22 protein-coding genes and 1 pseudogene are annotated in these 23199 nt (G+C 68.6%); 16 read left to right on the forward strand and 7 right to left on the reverse strand.

What is annotated here, in order from left to right; all coding sequences use genetic code 11:
- Positions 1-130: 130 nt before the first annotated feature.
- The 4 genes from H5J31_RS15140 (at position 131) to H5J31_RS15155 (ending at position 3892) form a co-directional block, all read left to right on the forward strand.
- Positions 131-1525: a DUF4389 domain-containing protein gene (locus tag H5J31_RS15140; RefSeq protein WP_181773198.1), complete on the forward strand. Its 1395-nt coding sequence runs from the start codon at positions 131-133 to the stop codon at positions 1523-1525.
- Entirely contained in the window at positions 1525-2049 is a 525-nt protein-coding gene (locus H5J31_RS15145; RefSeq protein ID WP_181773199.1) for a flavodoxin family protein, read from the forward strand. The genes H5J31_RS15140 and H5J31_RS15145 overlap by 1 nt, the downstream gene beginning before the upstream one ends.
- A 74-nt stretch (positions 2050-2123) precedes the next feature.
- Positions 2124-2390, forward strand: coding sequence for a DUF1918 domain-containing protein (locus H5J31_RS15150; protein WP_181773200.1), 267 nt, complete (start codon positions 2124-2126; stop codon positions 2388-2390).
- Entirely contained in the window at positions 2387-3892 is a 1506-nt protein-coding gene (locus H5J31_RS15155) for a WS/DGAT domain-containing protein (RefSeq protein WP_181773201.1), read from the forward strand. The genes H5J31_RS15150 and H5J31_RS15155 overlap by 4 nt, the downstream gene beginning before the upstream one ends.
- Here the strand turns inward: H5J31_RS15155 and H5J31_RS15160 are convergent.
- Together H5J31_RS15160 and H5J31_RS15165 are read right to left on the reverse strand one after the other, a co-directional pair.
- A complete protein-coding gene (locus H5J31_RS15160) occupies positions 3879-4448 on the reverse strand; it encodes a hypothetical protein (protein ID WP_181773202.1) in 570 nt (189 codons plus the stop codon). The genes H5J31_RS15155 and H5J31_RS15160 overlap by 14 nt on opposite strands.
- Before the next feature lie 17 nt (positions 4449-4465).
- Entirely contained in the window at positions 4466-5080 is a 615-nt protein-coding gene (locus H5J31_RS15165; RefSeq protein WP_181773203.1) for a hypothetical protein, read from the reverse strand.
- A gap of 175 nt (positions 5081-5255) precedes the next feature.
- Between H5J31_RS15165 and H5J31_RS15170 the strand changes: the two genes are divergently transcribed.
- From H5J31_RS15170 to H5J31_RS15205, 8 genes are all read left to right on the forward strand, one after another.
- The gene (locus H5J31_RS15170) at positions 5256-6170 is read left to right on the forward strand and encodes a universal stress protein (RefSeq protein ID WP_328701492.1); all 915 of its coding nucleotides are present in this window, start codon (positions 5256-5258) and stop codon (positions 6168-6170) included.
- Complete coding sequence (locus H5J31_RS15175; protein WP_181773204.1) at positions 6167-6352, forward strand: hypothetical protein; 186 nt, start codon at positions 6167-6169, stop codon at positions 6350-6352. Before H5J31_RS15170 ends, H5J31_RS15175 begins: the two co-directional genes overlap by 4 nt.
- Entirely contained in the window at positions 6349-6966 is a 618-nt protein-coding gene (locus H5J31_RS15180) for a CBS domain-containing protein (protein WP_181773205.1), read from the forward strand. The genes H5J31_RS15175 and H5J31_RS15180 overlap by 4 nt, the downstream gene beginning before the upstream one ends.
- Positions 6933-9236, forward strand: coding sequence for a heavy metal translocating P-type ATPase (locus tag H5J31_RS15185; RefSeq protein ID WP_181773206.1), 2304 nt, complete (start codon positions 6933-6935; stop codon positions 9234-9236). Before H5J31_RS15180 ends, H5J31_RS15185 begins: the two co-directional genes overlap by 34 nt.
- Positions 9237-9445: 209 nt before the next feature.
- Positions 9446-11686 (forward strand): phosphoenolpyruvate synthase, encoded by a 2241-nt coding sequence (ppsA, locus tag H5J31_RS15190; RefSeq protein ID WP_181773207.1) that lies wholly within the window; start codon positions 9446-9448, stop codon positions 11684-11686.
- Positions 11683-12585, forward strand: coding sequence for an ABC transporter ATP-binding protein (locus H5J31_RS15195; protein WP_181773208.1), 903 nt, complete (start codon positions 11683-11685; stop codon positions 12583-12585). The genes ppsA and H5J31_RS15195 overlap by 4 nt, the downstream gene beginning before the upstream one ends.
- Positions 12585-14177, forward strand: coding sequence for an ABC transporter permease (locus H5J31_RS15200; RefSeq protein WP_181773209.1), 1593 nt, complete (start codon positions 12585-12587; stop codon positions 14175-14177). The genes H5J31_RS15195 and H5J31_RS15200 overlap by 1 nt, the downstream gene beginning before the upstream one ends.
- Before the next feature lie 18 nt (positions 14178-14195).
- On the forward strand, positions 14196-14891 hold the full coding sequence (locus H5J31_RS15205) for a CBS domain-containing protein (RefSeq protein ID WP_181773210.1): 696 nt from the start codon (positions 14196-14198) through the stop codon (positions 14889-14891).
- A 52-nt stretch (positions 14892-14943) separates the two neighbouring features.
- Here the strand turns inward: H5J31_RS15205 and H5J31_RS15210 are convergent, their stop codons facing one another.
- A complete protein-coding gene (locus tag H5J31_RS15210) occupies positions 14944-15984 on the reverse strand; it encodes a zinc-dependent alcohol dehydrogenase family protein (protein ID WP_181773211.1) in 1041 nt (346 codons plus the stop codon).
- A gap of 31 nt (positions 15985-16015) precedes the next feature.
- On the opposite strand from H5J31_RS15210, the gene H5J31_RS15215 reads away from it, so the two are divergent.
- Positions 16016-16204, forward strand: a complete 189-nt coding sequence (locus H5J31_RS15215) for a hypothetical protein (protein ID WP_181773212.1) — start codon at positions 16016-16018, stop codon at positions 16202-16204.
- Positions 16205-16252: 48 nt separating this feature from the next.
- Here H5J31_RS15215 and H5J31_RS15220 read toward each other — a convergent pair.
- A pseudogene (locus H5J31_RS15220) lies at positions 16253-17626 on the reverse strand (serine hydrolase domain-containing protein); the annotation flags it as partial.
- 500 nt (positions 17627-18126) lie between these two features.
- On the opposite strand from H5J31_RS15220, the gene H5J31_RS15225 reads away from it, so the two are divergent.
- The 3 genes from H5J31_RS15225 to H5J31_RS15235 all read left to right on the forward strand — a co-directional run bounded on the left by H5J31_RS15225 (position 18127) and on the right by H5J31_RS15235 (position 21272).
- A complete protein-coding gene (locus H5J31_RS15225; protein ID WP_328701493.1) occupies positions 18127-19707 on the forward strand; it encodes an amidase in 1581 nt (526 codons plus the stop codon).
- Between the two features lie 585 nt (positions 19708-20292).
- Entirely contained in the window at positions 20293-20763 is a 471-nt protein-coding gene (locus H5J31_RS15230) for a hypothetical protein (RefSeq protein WP_207898076.1), read from the forward strand.
- Positions 20764-20891: 128 nt separating this feature from the next.
- Positions 20892-21272 carry a hypothetical protein gene (locus tag H5J31_RS15235; RefSeq protein WP_181773215.1) on the forward strand — a complete coding sequence of 127 codons (381 nt, stop codon included), beginning with the start codon at positions 20892-20894 and terminating at the stop codon, positions 21270-21272.
- A 42-nt stretch (positions 21273-21314) separates the two neighbouring features.
- Here the strand turns inward: H5J31_RS15235 and hypB are convergent, their stop codons facing one another.
- The 3 genes from hypB to hypE all read right to left on the reverse strand — a co-directional run.
- Positions 21315-22079: a hydrogenase nickel incorporation protein HypB gene (hypB, locus tag H5J31_RS15240; protein ID WP_181773216.1), complete on the reverse strand. Its 765-nt coding sequence runs from the start codon at positions 22077-22079 to the stop codon at positions 21315-21317.
- Entirely contained in the window at positions 22034-22417 is a 384-nt protein-coding gene (locus tag H5J31_RS15245) for a hydrogenase maturation nickel metallochaperone HypA/HybF (RefSeq protein WP_181773217.1), read from the reverse strand. The genes hypB and H5J31_RS15245 overlap by 46 nt, the downstream gene beginning before the upstream one ends.
- Positions 22418-22427: 10 nt before the next feature.
- A partial coding sequence (hypE, locus tag H5J31_RS15250) for a hydrogenase expression/formation protein HypE (protein WP_181773218.1) occupies positions 22428-23199 on the reverse strand: 772 nt, incomplete at its 5' end.

Below are 23199 nucleotides of genomic sequence, written 5' to 3' on the forward strand. Positions count from 1 at the left end.
TTCATGGTTCTCGGCCGGGCGGGGCGAGGGCAGGGTCGGAGGGCCCGGCTCGGCGGGCCGTTCGTTTCTGTTCCCGCGGGCGAACGGGGCGGAGAGTCGACAGGTCCGCTCCCCTCAAGGAGGCGTCGTCATGAGTTCGTCCGTCCGCGTCGAGACAACGCTCGATCCCGGCCTGTCCCGGTGGCTCTGGCTGGTGAAATGGCTGCTGGCGATTCCGCATTACCTCGTACTCGCGGTGCTGTGGCTCGCGTTCGTTCCGCTGACGATGGTGGCGTTCTTCGCCATCCTGTTCACCGGGCGGTATCCGCGGTCGATCTTCGAATTCAACGTCGGGGTCTTCCGGTGGGCGTGGCGTGTGCACTACTACGCCTACGCGGCGCTGGGCACCGACCGGTATCCGCCGTTCACGCTCGCCGACGACCCGTCCTATCCGGCCAGGCTCGAAATCGACTATCCGGAACGCCTGTCACGCGGATCCGTGCTCGTGAAATGGTGGTTGCTGGCGATTCCGCACTACCTCGTCCTCGGCGTCTTCGCGGGCGGCGGCCTGTGGCTGGGCTGGGGCCGCTCCGACGACCGGTTCAGCTGGGGAGCGGGCGGCTTGATCGGGATCCTGGTGCTCATCGCCGCGATCATCCTGCTGTTCACCGGGAAGTATCCGAAGCCCCTGTACGACTTCGTGATCGGGATGGACCGCTGGGTCATCCGGGTCGGCGCCTACGCCGCGTTGATGACCGACGAGTACCCGCCGTTCCGGCTGGACATGGGCGGCACCGAACCGGGGCGGACCGCCACCTCGCCGGAGACACGGCCCCCGAGCCGGTCCGGTGCGCGGTGGTCGCCGGGCCGGATCGTCTCGGTCGTGGCCGGTGTCGCCCTGGGAGCCGTCTCCATGGGCCTGCTCACCGGCGGGATCACCCTGCTCTGGCTGGACCAGGGCGAACGATCCGACGACGGTTACCTGTCCGCCTCGTCGACCTACCGCACGGGGACTTACGCGCTGACGAGCGAGCGGGTGCGGTTCGCCGGAACCCCCGACGATGTGCTGCTCGCCGAACGAGCGCTGGGCGACATCCGGGTCCGGATCACCGATCTGGGCACGGAGAATCCGATCTTCGTCGGCATCGCGCCGTCGTCCGCGGTCGCGCGCTACCTGGAGGGAACCGAGTACGTGACGATCACGGACCTGGCCTCCGGCGCGGTCGCCGTCCATCAGGGCCCGGGTGTACCGATGCTCCCGGAGAACGCGGACGTCTGGACGGTCTCGTCGATCGGGGCGGGAACCCGCACGGTCGAGTGGCCGGATCAGGCGGGCGACTGGACGGTCGTGGTGATGAACGCCGACGGGACGCCGGGAGTGGACGTGCGGGCGGAGGCCGGCGTGACCGCTCCCGCGCTCGGTTGGCTCGCGTGGGTCTTCCTGACCGCGGGCGTCGTGCTGCTCGCCGCCGCCGTCATGCTGGTCGCGATCCCCGTCTCCCGCTCCTCCCGAGAACTTTCCGATGCGCGGCAAGGAGAATCCTGATGCGGACCGTGGTGGTCTTCGAGTCGATGTTCGGGAACACCGAAACCCTGGCGACGGCGATCGGGAAGGGACTGGCGGCGCACACCGACGTCGACGTCCTCAACGTGGACGAGGCGCCCCGTGATTGGGACGGTATCGACCTGCTGGTCGTCGGCGGGCCGACACACGCTCTGGGGATGACCAGGCCGGCGACCCGGAAGTCCGCGCTCGAGCAGGCCGGACACGGCGTCCGGTCGGCGACCGGCTTGCGCGAATGGATCGGCTCCTGTGGCAGTGCTCAAGCCCGGATACCGGTGGCTGTCTTCGATACGAGAATGGCCAAACCACGCTGGCTCACCGGTTCCGCCGCCCGCGGCGCACAGAAGGCCCTACGGCGCCATGGCGGCGTTCCACTCGTACCGTGCGAAAGCTTCTTCGTGGACGTGAGCAAGGAGACCACCGCCCTCCGTGACGGAGAGCAGGAGCGGGCGGAATCCTGGGGAGCCGGTCTCGGGCGCCTGCTCGCCGCGAAGGCGGGGGGATGAGCGTCACGGGTGGCTCGACACGGTGGAGAACATTCCCCGTAGCAAAGGAAAGAGACCGTCCGGAAGGGAGCGACATGCATGCTCGTCAAGGTGACTGGCTGGTCATCAAGGGACCGATCGTCGGCAAGACGGATCAGCGGGGACTCATCGTCGAGGTCCGCTCGCCGGACGGCTCACCTCCGTACGTGGTGCGCTGGATACAGGACGACCATGTCTCCACGGTCTTTCCCGGACCGGACGCGGTGATCGTCACCGAAGCCGACCAGAACGCCGCCGACGCGGCTCAACGTGCCCGCCTCTTCGCCGTCCAGGAGGCCATCGCCACCCGGCACAAGTCGTGAGCTCCCTGCGCCGTCCGCTCGCGCCACACGACCGGCTGTGGCTGAAACTGGACGATCCGGCGAATCTGATGGTCATCACCTCCGTGCTGTGGACGGCGGACGAGGTGGCTCCGGAAAGTCTCGCGCGGGTGGTCGCCGACCGGCTGCTCGGCAGGTACCCGGTGTTCACCCAGCGACCGGTCCGCGAAGGAGGTGACTGGTTCTGGGAGACCGACGTGGACTTCAGCCTCGACAGGCATCTGACGGTGGGGAGGGTGCCGGCACCGGGCACGAGGGAAGAGCTGCAGGAGTTGGTCGCCGCCCGCCGGGCACTTCCCTTCGATCTCGATCATCCTTTGTGGACGATCGAGCTGCTGCAGGGATACGGGACCGGCAGTGCCGTGCTGATGCGGTCGCACCATGCCATGGCGGACGGGATCCGTTTGATCCAGGTACTTTTCGGCCTTCTCGATCCGATCGAGGAAGAGGACTCCCGGCCGGTCCAGGTCGGCGGGACGGGGCCACAGGCACCCGAACGTTCACGAGCAATGGCCAGGGCCGCCGCGAATGTCGTCGAAATGTTCGGCGGGCTGGGTGACCGGCTGGATCGGGTGGCGGGACGAGCGGGGCCGCTGGCCCGTGCGGCGGTGGCGTGGCCGGTTCTCGGCCTGACCGGTGTCGCCGGCCTGGCCGGCGCGGCGGGCGAACTGGTGACCTCCACGCTCCCTATCGGACCGGCGGGGCTACTGAAGTTCCTGGTTTCCCAAGGATTCACCCTGCGGAACACCGCGAGTGGTGTGGCGAAGCTCGCGAGTCCGGCGCAGACGGAAACGCTGTGGGCCGGGGAGCCCGCCGAGGAGAAAACGGCCGCCTGGGGCGACTCCGTCCCGCTCGACCTGATCACCGCGGTGGCTCGCGCGACCGGAACGAGCGTCAACGACGTCTGCGTGGCCTTGGTGATGGCCGCCTTCGAACGGTACGCGCGGGACCGTGACGGTGTCGCGGCGCCGATCGACCTCAACTGGCTCCTCCCGGTGAGCCGGTCGGGGTTCGACGCCGAGTTGCCACCCAGGCTAGGCAATGACTTCGCTCTCGTCCTCGCTGGTTTCCCTTTGACGGAGAACGGTTTTCGGGAACGCCTCGACGGTGTGCACCGAAGGGTGAAGCGAATTCGCGAGTCCTACGAGCCGATGCTGACCTTCGGGATCCAGTGGCTCTCGGGTCGTATGCCGGAGAGCCTGTCCGAACCGCTGACCCGCTTCTTCGCCGACAAGGCGACGGGGGTGCTGACCAACGTGCCCGGACCGCGTCGTCCGATGGCGCTGGCCGGTGTCCGGGTCGACGGCATTGTCGGGTGGGCGCCGTGCAGCGGGCGTCAGGCGGTCACCGTCTGTGTGTTCAGCTACGCGGGTTCCGTCCACTTCGGATTCGGGACGGACCGGAAACTTCTTCCGGATCCGGATCTCCTGGTCGACGCGCTCGCCGCGGCGGCCGCGGACGCCGCGGTGCTCACGAAGGCGTGAGCGCCGTGGCGCGCGCCGCGATGGCCGCGAGGAGACCACGGGTGGTGAGCCAGGCGGCAGGCCGGATCGAATGCCAGTAGAGGGACGCGGTGTGCCGGGCGGCCGGGTCGGCCACGGTGATCCTCGTTTCGATCGTCACGCGGCAGCCGGTTTCGGCCAAGGGATCCACGAGGAAGGTCATCGCGATCGTGCCACCGCGAGCGTGGGCGAAGTCGCGGAAGGTCTCCGGAGTGACGTCGTACCACTCGGGTACGGGACTCCAGAATCGTCCGGCCGCGCCGAGGACGATCTCCCGTCCAGGTCGCTCGCCGAGCAGGATGCCCTTGCCGCCGAGGAGGATCTCCCCGAGATCGGTGACGTGTCCGTGCGACCGGACGTAGCCGGGAAGATCGCGCGCGCGGAAGAGCAGGCGGATCACCGGGGACTCGAGGTCGGCGTCGCGGAGTTCGCCGATCGCACGATAGGCGGCGGTGGCGGCCGCGCTGAGAAGTAGTTCCTCGGCCAGGATGAAGTCCGCACGCGGTGCGAAGCGGTCGATCAGTCGCGCGTTCGCCACGTCCGCGCCTTCGCCGGTCACGACATCCCGGTCTCGGCGCGTTCGGCGTCCCGCGCGATCGTACGCAGGGTGGCGCCGTGGATGTTCTTGATCAGCGGTGACGCCACCATCCAGTACAGCCGGAAACGGGACAGGCTCACGGAATCGGTCAGGGTGACCCTGATGTCGTAGGTGAGCAGGCTGTGGCGGTCACCGTAGGGTCGGACGGACAGGGACAGGACGATCTTCCCGTAGCCCGGCTCTCCGAAGCCGGCGAACTCGCTTGCTTCGACCCGGAGCCATTCGATGACCGGTCGCCAGAACCTGCCTGCCACCCCGGCGGCGTACTCTTCGCCGGGCCGTTCGCCGAGCACGACCCAGTCGGAGCCGTCCGTCATCTCGTCGAAGGTCAGGCCGGTGGGTCGCCCTGGGGCCCGGCCGTGCCGGAACCGCCATCGCTCAGGCAGTCCTCGTACCCAGGTCGCCGCCCGGACGAGTGGTCCGCCGACCTCCAGGAAATCGAATGCTCGGACCGCCGCGTAGGTCGTGGCGGCGTCCGCGTTCACCAGGCGATGCCGGATCACGGTGAAGTCGGGGTCCGGGGCGTAGCGGTCGGCCAGTAGTCCGGCGGTGCCGGCAGCGTTCGTGGTCATCGGCTCCTCCTGTCCGTGGAGGCCAACGATTCGCCGTGCGCGGTGTCCGGGTTAGAGCAGAACGTCCCTGTCCGGATGTGCCAAGGGCCTGCCGGGCGAGGACGCCGGGCACTGCCCCGCCCTACCGCGCCTGGCGCAACCTGGGACGAGCCGACAGGAAGGGCGGGCGGTCGCCGTGTCAGAACGTTGGGGTTCGACCAAGCCGGTGGTGGCCGGGGTCGACGGCTCGGAGTCGGCGACGGAGGCGGTGCGCTGGGCCGCCGGAGAGGCGGTGCGGCGAGAAACCTCACTGAGGCTCGTCCACGCCTATTCCTCGACCGGGGACGACTACCCGAATCTCGAAGTCACCGCCGCGGAAGTACGTGCAGCCCTACGCGAGACCGCCATGAAGCGGCTTCGCCTGGCGAAGCCGGCGGCGTGGGCGGTCGCTCCGAGCCTCGAGATCGAGACCGAGGTGCGGGAAGGTGATCCTCGGCCGGTGCTGATCGACGAGTCGAAACACGCACTCGTGCTCGCCGTCGGCTCTCGTGGTTTGAACGGCGTCGGCCGGTTGGTGCTGGGGTCGTCCGCCCTCGCGATGGCCGTTCACGGGCGGTGCCCGCTGGTGGTCGTCCGTGGCGCGCGGTCGCGGTCCGGGCCCGTCCTGGTCGGTGTCGACAGCTGGTCCGCCTCCGCTTCCGCCGTGCGTTTCGCCTTCGAGGAGGCGGCGCGGCTGCGGACGTCGGTGACCGTGCTCCGTACCTGGAGCGACCTGAACCTCGCCGACTCCGTGACAGTGCAGGACGCCGAGCGGCAGGCGCTGGAGACGAAGGTGGCGACTGTCGCGGACTGGTTCCCCGACGTCCCCTTCGACTGTCTCGTGGTGAGGGGAAGACCGGCCAAGGTGCTCAAAGAGTACGGCGAACGGGCCGGCCTGATCGTCGTCGGCACCCGGGGCCGGAACGGGTTCACGGGGCTGCTGTTCGGATCGGTGAGTCAGAACCTGACCGGGCACGCGCCCTGCCCGGTCGCCGTCGTCCGGTCCGATGTCGTGCTTCCCGGTGCCGCCGGGATACCGGAATCGCTTTTGCTGGAAGGAGATGGGGCATGAACGACGTCGAAAGCGCACGTGCCGCACGAGAGGCGCGCCAGGCGATAGCCGCGGGCTCGGGATCTTCACGGTCTTCTGCCGAGCTCGCCGAAGCCGCGATGAGGCGGTACTTCGCCGCCGAGTCCTATCGTGAGCGCAAGCAGGAGGAGCCGGCCGAGGAAGACGAGGAAACGCCGTCATGACCGGAACCACGGTCGGCGACGTCATGACCCGAGGCGTCTACTCCGTCCGCAAGTCCACGCCGATCGCCGACATCGCGAGGATCCTGGCCGGCCGTGGTATCAGCGCCGTCCCGGTCGTCGACCACGACCGGGACGTCGTGGGTGTCGTGTCCGAGGCGGATCTGTTGCTGAAGCAGGCCGAAGGTGCATCCGTCGTGCGGGCCGCCGAGGACGTGATGACGTCCCCGGCGGTGACCGTCGAAGCGGGCAAGCCCTTGCAAGAGGCGGCGAGGCTGATGGTGGGTCACCGGGTGAAGCGACTGCCGGTGGTGGACCGCTACGGGAAACTCACCGGAATAGTCAGTCGGGCCGACCTGGTCCGGGCTCTCGTCCGCACCGACGCGGACATCCTTGGAGAAGTCGATCAAGACCTCCTGGTGTTGATCCGGCGACCGTCTCGAGGCGAGGTCCACGCCCAGGTCACCGACGGCATCGTCACCTTGACGGGAACGGTCGAACGCCGGAGCCAGTCCGTTCTCCTCGACGCGTTGATCCGCCGGGTGGCCGGGGTCGTCGATGTCATCGACCGGGTGGAGTTCACGTGGGACGACGAGGCGAACAGGCCGGCCGGGTGAGCCGGTGGCGCCCGTCAAAGGAGGTACTGCTCCTAGGCGGGGTGACGGCGTTGCTCGCCGCCGGCGGACTCGCCAGGCTGTCGGGACCGGCACCGGCCGCGGTGTTGTGGGCTGCCGCCACGGTCCTGATGGTCGTCCCCGCCACGGTGTGGGTGCTCGCCGACCTGCGGGCGGGTCGCTGGGGTGCCGATCTGCTCGCGATACTCGCGCTCGCCGGGGCCGTCGCGGTCGGGGAGTACCTCGCCGGGGCGATCATCGCCACGATGGTCGCGACCGGCCGCGTGCTGGAAGCCGCGGCTGCGCGCCGGGCGGGCCGGGATCTGTCCGCTCTGCTGGCCAGGGCACCGACGACGGCTCATCTGCGTCGCGGCGACACCGACGACGCGCCGGTGGACACGGTTCCGGTCGGCGACGTGCGCGCGGGCGACCGCCTGGTCGTGCTGCCCGGCGAGATCGTTCCGGTGGACGGGGTGGTGCTGGAAGAGGGAACGTTCGACGAGTCGGCTTTGACGGGTGAAGCGGAGCCGGTCGTGAGGACCGGCGAGGCGGTGCGCAGCGGGGTGGTCAACGCCGGTGCGGCCGTCGATCTCCAGGTGACCGCTTCCGCCGAAGCCAGCACCTACGCCGGTATCGTCCGGCTCGCGGAGCAGGCGGCCTCGGGCACCGCGCCGATCGCCAGGCTCGCGGACCGGATCGCCGTCTGGTTCCTGCCCGCCGCGCTGGCCATCGCCGGCCTGGCGTGGGCGTTCAGCGGAGACCCGGGCCGTGCGGTCGCGGTGCTCGTCACCGCGACGCCGTGCCCGCTCCTTCTCGCCGTGCCCGTCGCGATCACCGGCGGCATGTCCCGGGCGTCGCGCTCGGGGGTCGTGGTCAAGGACGGGGCCACACTCGAACTTCTCGGTCGCGTGAAGACTCTGGCGATGGACAAGACCGGCACGGTGACCGCCGGCCGTCCCGAGGTGATCGCCGTGATGTGTGCCCCTGGCGATACGCCCGAGCGCGTACTCGCACTGGCCGCGGGCGTCGAGGCCTATTCGCCGCACGTGCTCGCGGGCGCGGTGGTGAGGGCAGCGCGCGCCGCCGGTGTCGAGCCCGCACCGGGCCGCGCGGCGGCGGGGACTCCCGGCCAGGGGGTCGAAGGTGAGGTGGACGGCAAGTCCGTCCGGATCGGAAGACCGCCCGACGGCGACCTGCCCGCCTGGGCGCGTAGTGCCGCCCGGAGGGGCAGGCTCGACCTCGCGACTGTGATCTGGGTACAGGAGAACGGACAACCGGTCGCCGCCTTCCTCGTCCGCGACCGGATGCGGCCCGACGCGGTACGCACGATCCGGCGGCTGCGCGTGGCCGGCATCGCGAACATCGTGCTCCTCACCGGTGACCGTGTCGACAACGCGGCGGAGGTGGCTGCTCTGCTCGGACTCGACGGGGTGCGTGCGGGATGCGAGCCCGCGGACAAGATCGCCTTCGTCCGCGCCGAGACCGGGCGCTCGGTGACCGCCATGGTCGGGGACGGTGTCAACGACGCCCCCGCCCTCGCGGCGGCGAGCGTCGGGATCGCCCTGGGATCACGCGGCTCGACCGCCGCGGCGCAGGCCGCCGACGCGGTGATCGTCGACGACCGCATCGACCGGCTCGCCGACGCCGTGGACATCGCCCGCCGGACCCGACGCCTCGCGACCCAGAGTGCGGGAATCGGTACCGGACTGTCGGTGCTGGCCATGCTCGCGGCCGCCGGCGGCTGGCTCGTGCCGGTGCTCGGCGCCCTCGTCCAGGAAGGGATCGACATCGCCGTGATCGGAAACGCGCTGCGGTCCTTGGTCGCTCCGATGTCGTCGAGGCGCCGTCGCGCGCCGGACGGCTTGTTACGGCGGTTCGAGGTCGAGCACGAAACCCTGCTGCCGGCCCGTTCCGCCGTCCGCCGGGCGGCCGACGCCTTGGCGGAGGGCGGCGGTCCCGGCGTCGAAAACGCTGTCCGGCACGCGTACCGGTTGCTCGAAGACCGGCTGCTGCCTCACGAACTGGCCGAAGAAGAGCAGCTTTACCCGGCGCTGGCCGAGGTTCTGGGCGGACCCGAAGGAACCATGACGATGAGCCTGGAACACGCCGAGATCGAGCGGCTCGTGCGCCGATTGCGGCGGCACCTGGACGAGGCGCCGGACGGGATCCAAGCCGACCAGATCGACGATCTGCGGGCGACTCTCTACGGCCTGGACGCGATCCTGACCCTGCATTTCGCGCAGGAGGAAGAAGCCTATTTCACTCTGCGGTGACCGACTCGGCCCGGGTGGTCGTGAGTGGCGATTCGGGTTAGAACCCGAATCGCCACTCACGACCCGCAGCCCCTCCTTGGGACGCACCGGGACCTTCGGCTCACGTGACCGGCGGGGGACGAAGTCCCGTCGGACCGGGACCTTGGACGGCAGAGGACGGCGAGTACTTCCGGCGAGCATGGCTCAGGGAAAACAACCGGAGGGAACCCATGAGCTACGTGCGCGACTTGTCGGCTGTCGACCTCGCCGACGCGGAATCTGCCGGTGGCAAGGGAGCCAACCTCGGTGAGCTGATCGCGGCCGGGTTCGAGGTCCCGCCCGGTTTCGTCGTCTTGCGGGAAGCGTATCTGGCGTCCCTGGAGGAAGCCGGAGTCCGCCACGAGGTGGCCAATCTGCATGCCGAGGCCGTCACGGCGGCGGACGATCCGGAGCGGCTCGCCGCGCTGTGCGATCTGCTGCGCGGGCTGATCCACCGGGCCGGGATGACCGGGAAGATCCTCGCGGAAGTGCTCTCCGCGTATCACGAGCTCGGCGAGGACCTGCCGATCGCTGTGCGGTCCTCGGCGACGGGCGAGGACGGCGCGGAGGCCTCGTTCGCCGGGATGAACGCGAGTTTCACCAATGTCTGGGGTGACGACGCCGTCCGCGAGCGGATCGTGGACTGCTGGGCGTCGTTGTTCTCACCTCGCGTGATCGGCTACCGGGCGAGCCGCGGCTTCACCGGTGAACCCGCGATCGCGGTGGTGGCGCAACGGATGATCCCCGCCGACCGCGCCGGCGTCATCTTCACCGCGGACCCGCGTTCGGGTGATCGGGACCAGGTCGTGATCGAGGCGGTGTACGGGCAGGGCGAGGCGATCGTGTCGGGCTCCGTCGAACCTGACACGTATCTGGTGTCGAAGGACGGTCTGCGGCTGATCTCCGCCCGGGTGGGCAGCAAGAGTCACAAGATCATCGCGGAGGTGGGTGGGGGAGACGTCAAGGTCGCCTTGACCCCGCAGGCCGCGGGGCGCCGGGTGCTCGACGACACGATGGTCCTTGAGCTGGCACGGCTGGCCACCCGCGTGGAGGATCATTACGGCTGCCCGCAGGACATCGAGTTCGCGTTGGTGGGCAAGGAGATCTGGATTGTCCAGTCCCGGCCCGTCACGACTCTGCCGTCCGACCGGGAGCGGCCGCCGGATGTACTGGTGACCGGTCTGGCGGCCTCGCCGGGCCTCGGTGGCGGAACGGTGCGGGTGCTGCACGACCCGGCAGAAGGCGGGCAACTGCGTGACGGCGAGGTACTCGTCGCGCCGATGACCAACCCCGACTGGGTCCCCGCCATCCGCCGGGCGTCCGCGTTGGTGACCGACGGCGGCGGGATGACCTGTCACGCCGCCGTCGTGGCTCGTGAACTGCGGGTCCCGTGCGTCGTCGGAACCGGGGACGCGACACGGGTTCTCGCGGGGCGAGGCCAGGTCACCGTCGACGGCACGGCCGGCGAGGTGCGGGCCGGTCTCGTTCAGGCGCCTGCTCGTACCGAGCCCGTGGTGACGACCGCGGCGCCGGAGGCGATCGGCACCAGGTTGTACGTCAACCTCGCCATGCCGGACCACGCCGAGGAGGTGGCCGCACAGCAGGTGGACGGCGTCGGCCTGCTCCGGGCGGAGTTCCTGCTGACCGAGGCGCTCGGCGGACGGCATCCCCGCGACCTCATAGCCAAGGGCGAGGAAGAATCCTTTGTGGACGCGATGACCGAGTCGTTGCTGAAGATCACCAAGCCGTTCGGGTCCCGCCCGGTCGTCTACCGGGCGACCGATCTGCGGAGCAACGAGTTCCGCGGGCTGGCGGGCGGCGAGGCCTACGAGCCGGTGGAGAGCAATCCGATGATCGGCTATCGAGGCTGCTTCCGCTATGTGCGGGAGAAGGACCTCTTCGACCTCGAACTGCGGACCCTGGCTCGAGTCCGGGAACAGACACCGAACCTGCACCTCATGATCCCGTTCGTCCGCACCAAATGGGAACTGGAGGCCTGCCTCGAACTCGTCGACGCGAGCCCGCTCGGCAGGCAGCGCGGGCTGCACCGCTGGATCATGGCCGAAGTCCCGTCGGTGGTGCACTGGCTCCCCGAATACGCGGGCCTCGGCATCGACGGCGTCTCCATCGGCAGCAACGACCTGACCCAGCTGGTCCTGGGCGTCGACCGCGATTCCGCCGTCTGCGCGGAACTGTTCGACGAAGCCGACCCGGCCGTACTCGCCACGATCGACGAGATCGTCACCACGGCACGAAACCTCGGCCTCACCTCGTCGCTGTGCGGCCAGGCGCCGTCGTCCAAGCCGGGGTTCGCCGAACACCTGGTGCGGTTCGGGATCACGTCGATCTCGGTGAACCCGGACGTGATCGACACCGCGCGGGCCGCGATCGCTGCGGCCGAGCGCCGAGTGCTCCTGGACGGTGCGCGATGAACGCGATCGAGATCCGCGGCCTGCGCAAGACGTTCGGCCGCGTCAAGGCGCTGGACTGGCTGGACCTGACGGTGACCACCGGCGAGGTGCACGGTTTCCTCGGCCCGAACGGGGCAGGCAAGACGACGACCCTGCGCTTGCTGCTGGGCCTGCTGCGGGCCGACGGTGGCGAGATCCGGTTGCTGGGCGGCGATCCCTGGCGTGACGCCGTGTCGTTGCACCGCAGGCTGGCCTACGTTCCCGGCGAGGTGTCGTTGTGGCCGACGCTCACCGGCGGCGAGGTGATCGATCTGCTCGGCAGGCTTCGCGGCGGAATCGACATGCGACGGCGTGAGCGCTACCTCGAACTCTTCGACCTCGACCCGACCCGCAAGGGCCGCGCTTACTCCAAGGGCAACCGGCAGAAGGTCGCGGTCGTCGCGGCGCTGGCGTCGGACGCCGAACTGCTCCTGCTGGACGAACCGACCGCGGGTCTCGATCCCTTGATGGAGGACGCCTTCCGCGACTGCATCCGGGAGGAACGTGCCCGTGGCCGGACGGTACTGCTGTCCAGCCACATCCTCTCCGAGGCGGAGGCGTTGTCCGACCGCGTCAGCATCATCAAGGGCGGACGCACCGTGGACACCGGAAGCCTCGACGAGCTCAGGCATCTGACCCGGACCTCGCTCACCGCGCGGCTCATCGCTCCTTCGGACGGCCTGTCGTCGCTGACGGGTGTCCACGACTTCAGCCAGGACCGGGACACGGTCCGGATGACGGTCGACAACGCCGGTCTCGACGGCGTGCTCTCCGCGCTCGGCCGCTGTGGTGTCCGGAGCCTGACGAGTCAGGCCCCGACACTGGAGGAACTGTTCCTGCGTCACTACCGGAAGACGCCGGAACCGGTGGAGGTTCAGTGATGGGCACTCTGAGCGGAACACGGGAGCTCATCCGTCTCGCCTTCCATCGCGACCGCGTCCGTATTCCACTGTGGACACTCGTATGCGTCGTGACGACGGCGGGTGCGGCCGCCGCCACCGCCGACCTGTACCCGTCGGAGCAGGAACGGATCGTGTTCGCCGAGGGGGTCAACGCGGTTCCGGCACTGGTCGCCTTCTACGGTCGTATCTACGATCCGTCGTCGCTCGGAGCGGCCGCGGTGCTGAAGCTGACCGGTTTCGGTGCCGCGCTGGTGGCGCTGCTGGTGATCTTCACGGTGGTCCGGCACACGCGTGCTGAGGAGGAGGCCGGAAGGCTGGAGCTGGTCGGCGCCGGCGCGCTCGGCAGGCATGCCGCACTCGCCGCCGGCCTGGTCGTCGCCGCGACGACGAGTCTGGCGATCGGGGTCCTCACCGCCGTGGGTCTCATCGTCGCTGGGCTGCCGGCGGCGGGGTCTCTCGCGCTGGGGCTGGGCTGGATGCTGGCGGGCTGGGTGTTCGGGGCGATCGCCGCGGTCACCGCGCAGCTAAGCCGGACCGCGCGGCTGGCGACCGGCGGCGCCGCCTCGGTTCTCGGTGTCACCTATCTCGTACGGGCGGTGGGGGACTCAGGACCGGAATGGCTGTCGTGGTTCTCTCCGATCGGTTGGGTGCAGCAGATCCGCCCGTTCGCGGGCGAACGCTGGTGGGTGGCGCTGATCCCGGTGGCGGTCACCCTGCACCTCGCGCTGGCCGCCGTCCGGCTCAGCGATCGGCGGGACATGGGCGCCGGGGTGCTGGCCGAACGGCCCGGCCCCGCCCGGGCGGGCCGGAGTCTGTACGGGACCGGCGGACTGCTGTGGCGACTGAATCGCTCGACACTGCTCGCGTGGACCTCGGTCTACTTGGTGCTGGGACTGGTACTCGGAAACCTCGCGAACGGCATCGGCCGCTTCCTGGACAACCCGAAGGCCGAACGACTGATCACCGCGCTGGGCGGGCAACAGGCGCTGACAGACGCCTTCTTCGCCGCCGAGCTGGGCATTTCCGGCGTCATCGCCGCCGTGTACGCGATGTCGGTCGTGGTGCGCCTGCACAACGAGGAGCAGGCTCTGCACGTCGAGCAGCTACTCGCGACCCCGGTGACGCGTACCCGCCTTCTCGCCGGCTACGTCCTGCTGGCCGTGGCCGGGAGCGCGATTCCCCTGGCCGCGGCGGGGCTGGGGGCAGGGCTCTCGTCCGGCCTGCAGACCGGACGGCCAGGCGCCGACATCGGCCGCTTGACGGCGGCCGCACTGGTTCAGCTTCCGGCGGTCTGGGTACTGGCTGGGCTGGCCTGTGCCATGTTCGGCTTGCTGCCGCGACGGCTCGGAGCCGTGTGGGCGGTGCTGGCCGCGATCGTCGTCGTCGGCGAGTTCGGCGTGGTCTTCGGCGTTCCCCAAGCGATCCTGAATCTCTCGCCGTTCACTCACCTGCCGAGCCTTCCCGGCTCGACGGACGGAATCACCGCGCTCCCGTGGCTCGTTCTGCTCGCTGCGGGGCTGATCGCGCTGGGGATGGCGGGGTTCCGCCGCAGGGACATCGGAACTTCCTGATCTCGGAAAGGAGTCGAAATGAACAATCGTCGTCGCGTCCGGACGGTGATGCGTCCGAACGTCCTCACGGTCAAACCCGAGACGCCCTTCAAGGCGATCGCGGTCCTCTTCGCGTCGTGGGGGGTGAGCGGTGCGCCGGTGGTGGACGAAGAAGGCCGCGTCCTGGGAGTCGTCTCCCAAAAGGACCTGCTCGCGCGGGAATCCGAGCACTCGTTGCTGAAGTTCCGGCCGAAGTTGCGGCGCAAGGTCCAGGGAACCAGTGCGGGAGAGCTGATGAGCAGGCCGGCGGTGACCGTCGAGCAGGACGCCGGTGTCACCGAGGCGGCCAGGTTGATGGAAGACCACCGAGTGCGCCGGCTTCCGGTCGTCGACGACGAGGCGAGACTGGTCGGCATCGTCGGCAGGTCCGATCTGCTGCGCGGCTTCCTGCGGACCGACACCGAGTTGAAGGAGGAGGTGCGCACCGGCGTGCTTCTGCGGTCGATGTCACTCGATCCGACCACCGTCTCGGTGGTGGTGCACAACGGTGTCGTGACCATCAGCGGCGAGGTGGAACGAACGAGCATGATCCCGGTGATCGTCGCGCTCATCCGCAGACTGGACGGCGTGGTGGACGTCCGCGAGCGGCTCACCGCGGCACTGGACGACAAGCACCTTCCCATCGAAGAGCCGGTCGGCACGGGCGTACTCGACTCCTTGAAACGACGCGCCTGAGCCGACGAATCCGCCTCCCGTCCACAGAGGACAGGAGGCGGATTCGTCTTGTTCAGTTGCGGAAGAGAGCGACCTTGAGCGCGTCGCTGTCCTGAGGACGAGCGAAGACGTCGTAGGCCTCCTCCATCTCCTGGAGGCCGAATCGATGCGTGATGAACCGGCTCGTGTCGAGCCTTCCCGCCGCGAGCATGCGCAGGAGCATCGGCGTACTCGACGTGTCCACCAGGCCGGTGGTGATCGTGATGTCCCGGATCCAGAGTTCTTCGAGATGCAGCGTGGCCGGCGCACCGTGGACGCCGACGTTGGCGACATGGCCTCCCGGCCGGACCAGCCTGGTGCACAACTCGAAGGTCTCCGGTACGCCGACGGCCTCGATGGCGACGTCGGCGCCGAGACCACCGGTGAGTTCCGCGATGGCCGTGGCGGGATCCTCCCCGGGCTGCAGGACGACGTCCGCACCGAATGTCTTCGCCGCGGCGAGACGGTTCAGTTCCTTGTCGATGACCACGACCGAGCTCGGCCCGAAAAGCTGGACGGCCGTGATCGCGGCGAGCCCGATCGGCCCGGCGCCGACGATGGCCACGCAATCGCCGGGCCCGACCTGCCCGTTGCGGGCGCCGACCTCGTACGACGTCGGCATGATGTCGGCGAGCATCAGAGCCGCCTCGTCGGCGATCCCCTTCGGCAGGACGTAGGTCGAGGTGTCGGCGAACGGCACGCGGACGAACTCCGCCTGGACTCCGTCGACGCGGTGGCCGAGGATCCAGCCGCCACCGCCGAGGCACTGGCCGTAGACCCCTTTCCGGCAGTATTCGCATCTCCCGCAGGCGGTGATGCACGAAACGAGCACGCGGTCGCCCGGCTTGACCGTCGTCACGGCCTGGCCGACCTCGGTGACCGTCCCGACCGCCTCGTGCCCGAGGATCCGGCCGTCGTCCACGGTCGGGACGTCGCCCTTGAGGATGTGCAGGTCGGTGCCGCAGATGGTGACCGCGTCCACGCGGACGATCGCGTCGGTCGGAGCGGCGAGTTCCGGTTCCGGCCGGTCCACCCAGGCTTTCCGTCCCGGGCCGTCGTAAACCAGCGCCTTCATGTCTTCCTCCTCCACAACGGGAATTCCGCCTGTGAGCGTCTCGCCGGTCGGAACCGCCGCCACAGTGCCGAAGGCCCTGCCGCACCGTGACTTCCGGCCCGCCAGGCACTCGACGACCGCGGAGCTCATCGCCGCGTGGCGGCTGTCGGCGTACCCCGCACGTGCCGGGCATCTGCTCGGCACCCAGCAGGTTGCCGACCCTGTTACGACCTGCGGTTGAACGTCTTTCCCGTCTCGGGGGCGTGGTCCGCCCGGCCGAGCAGTGGTGTCAGGAGATTTTCGGTGTCGCGCGTGCGCCGTGGTGCACGTAGCGCTCCCCGCCGGGCAGTGAGTAGAACGTGACGGGTGTCCACTGGCCGGCTGTGGGCGCCCGGAACACGAACAGCGAATCGGTGATGGGGACCAGCGTGTATTCGTGGACCGGTTGTGGTGTCAGGTCGGCCATCGGCCCGGTGATGACGTGACGCATACGCAGGTCGCCGTCTTCTTCGAAGATTTCGATCCGGGTGGCGGAGCGTTCGTAGGTTCCGATGTGGTGCCGGGTGTCGACGTCCGGTGGGACGTCGGCGGGTGCCAATTGTGCGGGAACGGTGATATCGGCGAGGTCGGCGAAGATTTCCCGGTACAGGTCCGAGTAGAGGTCTCCCACATTGCCGCCGTTGGTGAGCAGGACGACCGCCAGACCTTGGTCGGGCAGCATGCGGAGGTAGGAGTTCTGTCCGATGGTGCCGCCGTCGTGCCCGAGTACCCGTCGTCCGTCCCAGGCGAACCGGATCCAGCCCAGTCCCCAGGAATCGCCGAGCACGTGGACGTCGGGGAGGGTGGTCTGTTCCCGGGCCATCTCGGTCGTCGCTTCCATGGACAGGAGCCGGGTGCCGTCCGCGGCGAGGCCGCCGGTGAGGTGGAGCCGGGCGAAGGCCAGTACGTCGGCGGCGGTCGAGTTGATCAGCCCGGCGGGGCCCACGGAGCGGGGCAGCCCCCACACCGGCGCGGGGCGCGGGGTACCTGTCTCGTCGAGTAGGTGTCCCATGGCGACTCGGAATCGCAGGGCCTCTTCGGGAAGGGTGCCGGTGTGGGTGAGCCCGAGCGGGGTGAAGAGCCTGTCGTGCAGGGCATTGTCCCAGGTCGTGCCGGTCACCTTCTCGATCACTCTGCCTGCGAGGCAGAATCCCGAGTTGCAGTAGGAGAAGGTCGCACCCAGCGGGTGATTCTGCGCGGCGGTGGCGAGGCCGGCGACGTAGCGCTCCAGGCAGTCGTCGCCGCGTCCGGTATCGGTGAAGACATCGCCGTCGATGCCGCTGGTATGGGTGAGAAGGTGCCGCATCGTCAGCTTCCTGGTGACGAACGGATCGGCCAGCTTCAGGCCGGGGAGGATCTCGGCCACCGGGCTGTCCAGGTCGAGCAGGTCTTCGTCGACCAACCGCATCACCGCGGTCGCGGTCCACACCTTGGTGATCGACCCGATCTGGAACACCGAGTCGTCGGTGACCTCGACCCTCGTTGCCGAATTGAGCACTCCGTGATGTGCCAGTACGACCTCGTCGGCGTTTTCACCCAGCCGCAGGATGCCCAGCGTGGCACCCGGTACCCGATGCCGGGTGGCCAGGTCGGTGAGCCGTAACTGCCAGTGCGACTCGTCGATGACGGGATTCAAGGTGACGAACTCCATTTTCCGTGACGGCGGGGGACAGGCGGGTATTCATTCGCAGATTAGCCGCGAGACATCGTGCTCGGTTCGTTCAATTCGACGAACGGGATCGGTCTCTCTCGTGTCCGGACACGAAGGGCGTTCCTCATGGCGGAGCGGCCCGGTCTCGAGATCGCCGGCGGCGGCAGGAGGGCGAGATTCCTGTGGCAAAAGCCGAGAAACAACCACCCGGCCGGATGAACCGGAGCGCACATCGCCCTGGTGAGCGGCCTCCATTGTGGACAGGGTGGGGTTAACCCCACCCCGAATGGGCAGCTGGTGGCATCGCCTCCCGCCGCCGGACGCCTTAGGGTTCGGCTATCCGGACTTGGCGCCGGTACACGCGGGAGGAAAGCGATCCGCGTCAGCAATTCACCATTTCGGGGCATCGTGAACGGTGCTCGAACAAGGAGGAAAGAATGCGTTCGTCAGGTCGAACACGGCGGCGTGGGATCGTGGCCGCACTGACAGGTGTCTGCCTGATGCTGCCCGCGGCGGCACACGCCGACGATCGCACGGCCTCACTCCCGGCCGCGGAGACGAGCACCGTTCTGGACCGGCTGACCATCCCGGATCTGCAGCGGGCCATGGACGGCAGGCTGGTGAGTTCCGAGCGGCTCACCCGCGGCTATCTCGATCGGATCCAGGCCCTGAACCCGCGCCTGAACGCGGTGGTGCAGACGAATCCGGACGCGCTGGAACTCGCGCGCCAGAGCGACAGCCGTCGCCGAGAGCACCGGACGCGGGGGCCGCTGGAAGGGATTCCGGTCCTGCTGAAGGAGAACGTGGACACCGCGGACCGGCAGACCACCACCGCGGGTTCGACCGCGCTGCGTTCGGCGAAGCCCGCCAAGGACGCTTTCCTGGTCCAGCGCCTGCGGGACGCCGGCGCGATCATCCTCGGCAAGGCGAACATGTCCGAATGGGCCAACTTCTACGGTTCGAGGCAGATCCCGGGCTGGAGCGCCGTCGGTGGCCAGACCCGCAACCCCTACGTCCTCGACCGCAGCCCGTGTGGTTCGTCCAGCGGCTCCGCTGCCGCGGCCGCGGCCGGGCTGGCGACCGTGACGATCGGTACGGAGACCGACTCGTCGATCGTGTGCCCGGCCGCCGCGACGTCGACGGTCGGCGTGAAGTCCACGCTGGGAGTGGTCAGCCGCGGCGGTGTCGTGCCGATCACGAACCGGCACGACACGCCCGGGCCGATCGCCCGCACCGTGACCGACGCCGCGCTGACCCTCGCGGTGATGGCGGGTGCCGACGCGGCGGATCCCGCCACCGCACCGGTGGCGGGCACCCTGCCCGCCGACTACCGCACCATGCTCGACCGCGACTCGTTGCGCGGCAAGCGGATCGGTGTGTGGCGCAAGGGACACGAGGGAATCGACCGTGACGTCGACCGGGTCTTCGACTCCGCTGTCCAGCGGCTCCGCGCCTTGGGAGCGACAGTCGTCGAAGGAGCGGATGTCCCCGATGTCGTCGGAATGGTCCAGCCGCACTTGCTGCCCGCCGTGCTGACCGAGTTCAAACACGACCTCAACGGCTACCTCGCGGCGACCCCGGGCGAGCACCCCAAGAACCTCACCGATCTGATCGCTTACAACAAGAAGAACGCCGCGATCGAACTGCCGGGCTTCGAGCAGGACATGCTCGAGATGGCCGACAAGACCGACGGGAACCTGAACGACCCGGCCTACCGCGCTCACCGGGCGGCGGCGACCGGGCAGGCCAGGGACTCCATCGACGCCGTGGTGAAGAAGTACCGCCTCGATGCGATCGTGACGGCCACCGACCTGCCCGCGCCGCCGATCTTCGGAGGCGGCGGCAGCCCGTTCGTCAGCAGCACCCGCAGCGCTTCGGCAGCCGGATATCCCCACATCACGGTGCCGGGAGGCTTCGCTAGGACGGGGCTGCCGATCGGCATCTCGTTCCTGGGAACCCGCTCGACCGACGCTTCCCTGCTCGGTTACGCCTACGCCTACGAGCAGGCCACCCACGCTCGGAAGGCGCCGCACTACCTGCCCACCACGCGCTGACCTCACCGGTCTGATCACTTCCGGCATCGCGATGCCGGAAGTGATCAGGCCTTCGCACGGGACTCCGGTACGGCGAGGTCGTCGGCATCGAACCTTCCCTGTGGAGACCGTGGTCCGGCTGAAGGCCGCGGTGGTGGCAGCTGCGCGGATCCGCGTTGTTCCGGCGCCTTTCAGGGCAGCTTGAAACCACTGTCGGACAACCACAGCATCGGCGAAACTGTGCCGGGACGTCCTCGAGTCAAGGAGAACGCAGGGGCCGCAACCTGAGGCGGCATCGGGGCCCGCCGCTCGCGACTGCCGATCGCCTCCTCCCGGGCCTCCCGTCCGGGAGGTCATGGTCGCGGGTAGGTCCACCCCCCCCGGACCTACCCGCGACCTTTTCCAGGGGCCGCCGAAGCCGGTTTCAAACAGTATTGAAAGCCTTTGTCGGCGCCTATGTTCCCGGTTAAGGTAATTGCGCTCGGGCATGGGGAAGTAACTGCTTTCAGACTTGATCGATACGCGAGGATTGGGGTTCTTATGCGGTCGAAATTCTGTCGAGCGATAGCCGCGTCAGCGGCTGCCGTGATATTGACGGTCGTGGGAGTGTCGAATGCTCAGGCGGCGGACATCCAGTCGCCGGAGAGCCGGAGTGAAAACGCGGCGATCGTCAAGCTGGTGCCTGAAAGTGTGACGACTCGGCTGGACACCACAAGAGTCAAGGAAGTCGGGGCTCAGGGCTGTTGGATCACCGAGGCGTGGTTCCGCGCGGTGACCGTGCTGGGGGCCACCTTCTACAAGTTCCACCACCGCGCGGACTGGTGTCAGGACGGCAACCGGGTCCTCGGTGTGCATTTCCGCACTCATTGGTTCAGCGAGGTCAGCGCCACCGCTTACCCGCGAAACGTCGAATCCGACTACGTGACCCCGTCGCCATCGTGGGAGGTGACGTCGTTCAAGAAGCACCTGGTCGAGAACTGCACGTTCCAGGGCGCTTGTATTTCCGCCACGCATCCGTGGGTCAAGCTGATTCTCCGCGGTAACGCGACTTGGAGTTACGAGGCCGGACAGAACTGATTTTCCATGAAGCCTTCGCAGGGTCCTCGTAGGACCCTGCGAAGGCTTCATGGACGCGACCAGAAGACAGCGCCGTCGTGCACCGCGACGTTTGCCTATCTTTCACCGGTCCGCCGTGGGCGGCCATGGTGGGCGTGCAGACGCCGGACCTGGTCGAGCCAGAACTCGTACCGGGCCGAGACGTCACGTGGAAGGCTGAAGCCTTTGCGCTGTGCCAAGGCATAGAAGCCGGGGCCGGCGTCGTTGGTGTCGAGATACTGAACGAGAGCGCTCAGCAGGAGACCGTCGCAGTCGGCGAAGGCGGACTCGGAGATCTGTTCGAGGAGGTGACCGATCGCCGCACGTTCGAAGTCGTGAGTGAAGTCGAATCGGCGTGCTCCGGTTCGTTTCGCGATGGCCATGGCGAATTCGGTGTAGGACGACGTGCGCTGCAAGCGCGCACGTTCGATCAGGAAGGCGGTGCCGGCCTCGATCAGCCGGTTCCACTCGTCGTCCTCGCGGCCGTATAGCAGTGTCGTCTCCTTTGTCCGGCTGAGTGCCGATCGGGCTCGTCAGAGCTGCTCGTCCAAACCACCGCGTTCGCGGAGCCAGGCGTACCAGCCGTCCAAGCCCTCGCCACCGGTCGTCGATACCCGGAGCACGAGAGCCCGCTGATTCACCTGCTCCAGGGCGGTGGAGAACACGTCGAGGTCGAAGTCCACATAGGGCAGAAGATCCATCTTGTTGAGCAGCACCACGTCCGCGGTGCGGAACATATGCGGGTACTTCAGCGGTTTGTCCGCGCCTTCGGTGACCGACATGATCACCACACGGCTTCTCTCGCCGAGGTCGAACAGCGCCGGGCAGACCAGGTTCCCGACGTTCTCGACGAACACCGTGGACCGGTTCGCCGGCTCGAGTGCGCGCAGTGCCTTGGCCAGCATGTCCGCGTCGAGGTGACAGCCGGCGCCGGTGTTGACCTGGATCACGCGGCAGCCGGTCGCCTTGATCCGTTCGGCGTCGAACACCGTCTCCTGATCGCCTTCGATCACGGCCATCGGTAGTCCGCGGGCCAGATCGCGGATGGTGCGTTCGAGCAGGGTGGTCTTACCGGAGCCCGGGGAGCTCATCAGGTTCACGGCATGGATCTTCCGCTCGGCCAGCCAGCCGCGGTTGACCGCCGCGAGTGAGTTATTGGCCGCGAGGATGTCCTGCTCCAGTACCACGGTCTTGTTCGATCCCGGGTGCTCGTGGCCATGTCCATGACCGTGGCCGGGTGACTCCGGATCGATCACCCGGACTCCGGCGTCGTCCGAGCATCCGCAGGTCGCGCACATTCTTCTCCTACCTCCACTGATCTGATCCGTAGTTCCTGCCCGGCGAGCACACGCAGGCCGGCGGAGCCGCAGCCGGGACAGAGCAAGATCCGCGGCTCTTCGACGTCGAACTCTCGGGCGCAGTCCCGGCAGCGGGCCCGGCCGGGTGGCTCCACCACCTCCAAGACCGCGTCCCGGAGGGGAGTGTCTGCCACGATGACCTCGAAGCAGAACCTGACCGAGTCGACCATCACCCCGGACAAGGCGCCGATTTCCAGCGTCACGTGACGGATCGGGGCGCTGCCCGTCCGCTCGGTGATCGCCTCGACCACAGCCTGGGTGAGCGCCAGTTCGTGCACGGCCGGTCCGTCAGCAGATCCGCGGCAGGGGGTCGCCGACCAGCAGGTCGCAGATCCGTGTCCCGCCGAACGTGGTGTTCAGCAGCACCAGCCCGGGCGGGTCGGCTCGGATCCGCCCGATGACCGCGGCCAGCGAGCCGAGCGGATGCGCACGCATCGCCTCCAGCGCGGCGTCCGCCTGGGCGCCGTCGACGACAACCACGATCCGGCCTTCGCAGGCGATGTAGAGCGGGTCGATCCCTAGAAGCTCTGAAGCGCCGCGCACCTGGTCGACGACCGGTATCCGGTCCTCGTCGATCACGACGCCCACGTTCGCTGATTTGGCGACCTCGTTGAGGATCGTCGCGACGCCGCCGCGGGTGGCGTCGCGCATCGCCCGCACCCCGGGCGCGGCGTCGAGCAGTGCGGAGACGAGTCCGTGGACGGGGGCTGTGTCGGACTCGAGGTCGGCGTCGATGTCGAGTTCGCCGCGGGCGAGCATGATGGTGATGCCGTGGTCGCCGATCGGGCCTGATACGAGGATGGCGTCGCCGGGCTGGATGGTTGCGACGCCGAGTCGTTGTGGGTGGGTGGTTAGGCCGATGCCGGCGGTGTTGATGTAGCAGCCGTCGGCTTTTCCGCGTTGGACGACTTTCGTGTCGCCGGTCACGATCGACACTCCGGCGGCTGCGGCGGCGGTCTTCATGGATTCCACGATCCGGGTCAGGTCGGTGATTGGGAAGCCTTCCTCCAGGATGAAGCCTGCCGTCAGGTACAGCGGTTTCGCGCCGGAGACGGCGAGG

Origin of the sequence: Amycolatopsis pittospori (assembly GCF_013870525.1) — a bacterium.
Classification (GTDB): domain Bacteria; phylum Actinomycetota; class Actinomycetes; order Mycobacteriales; family Pseudonocardiaceae; genus Amycolatopsis; species Amycolatopsis pittospori.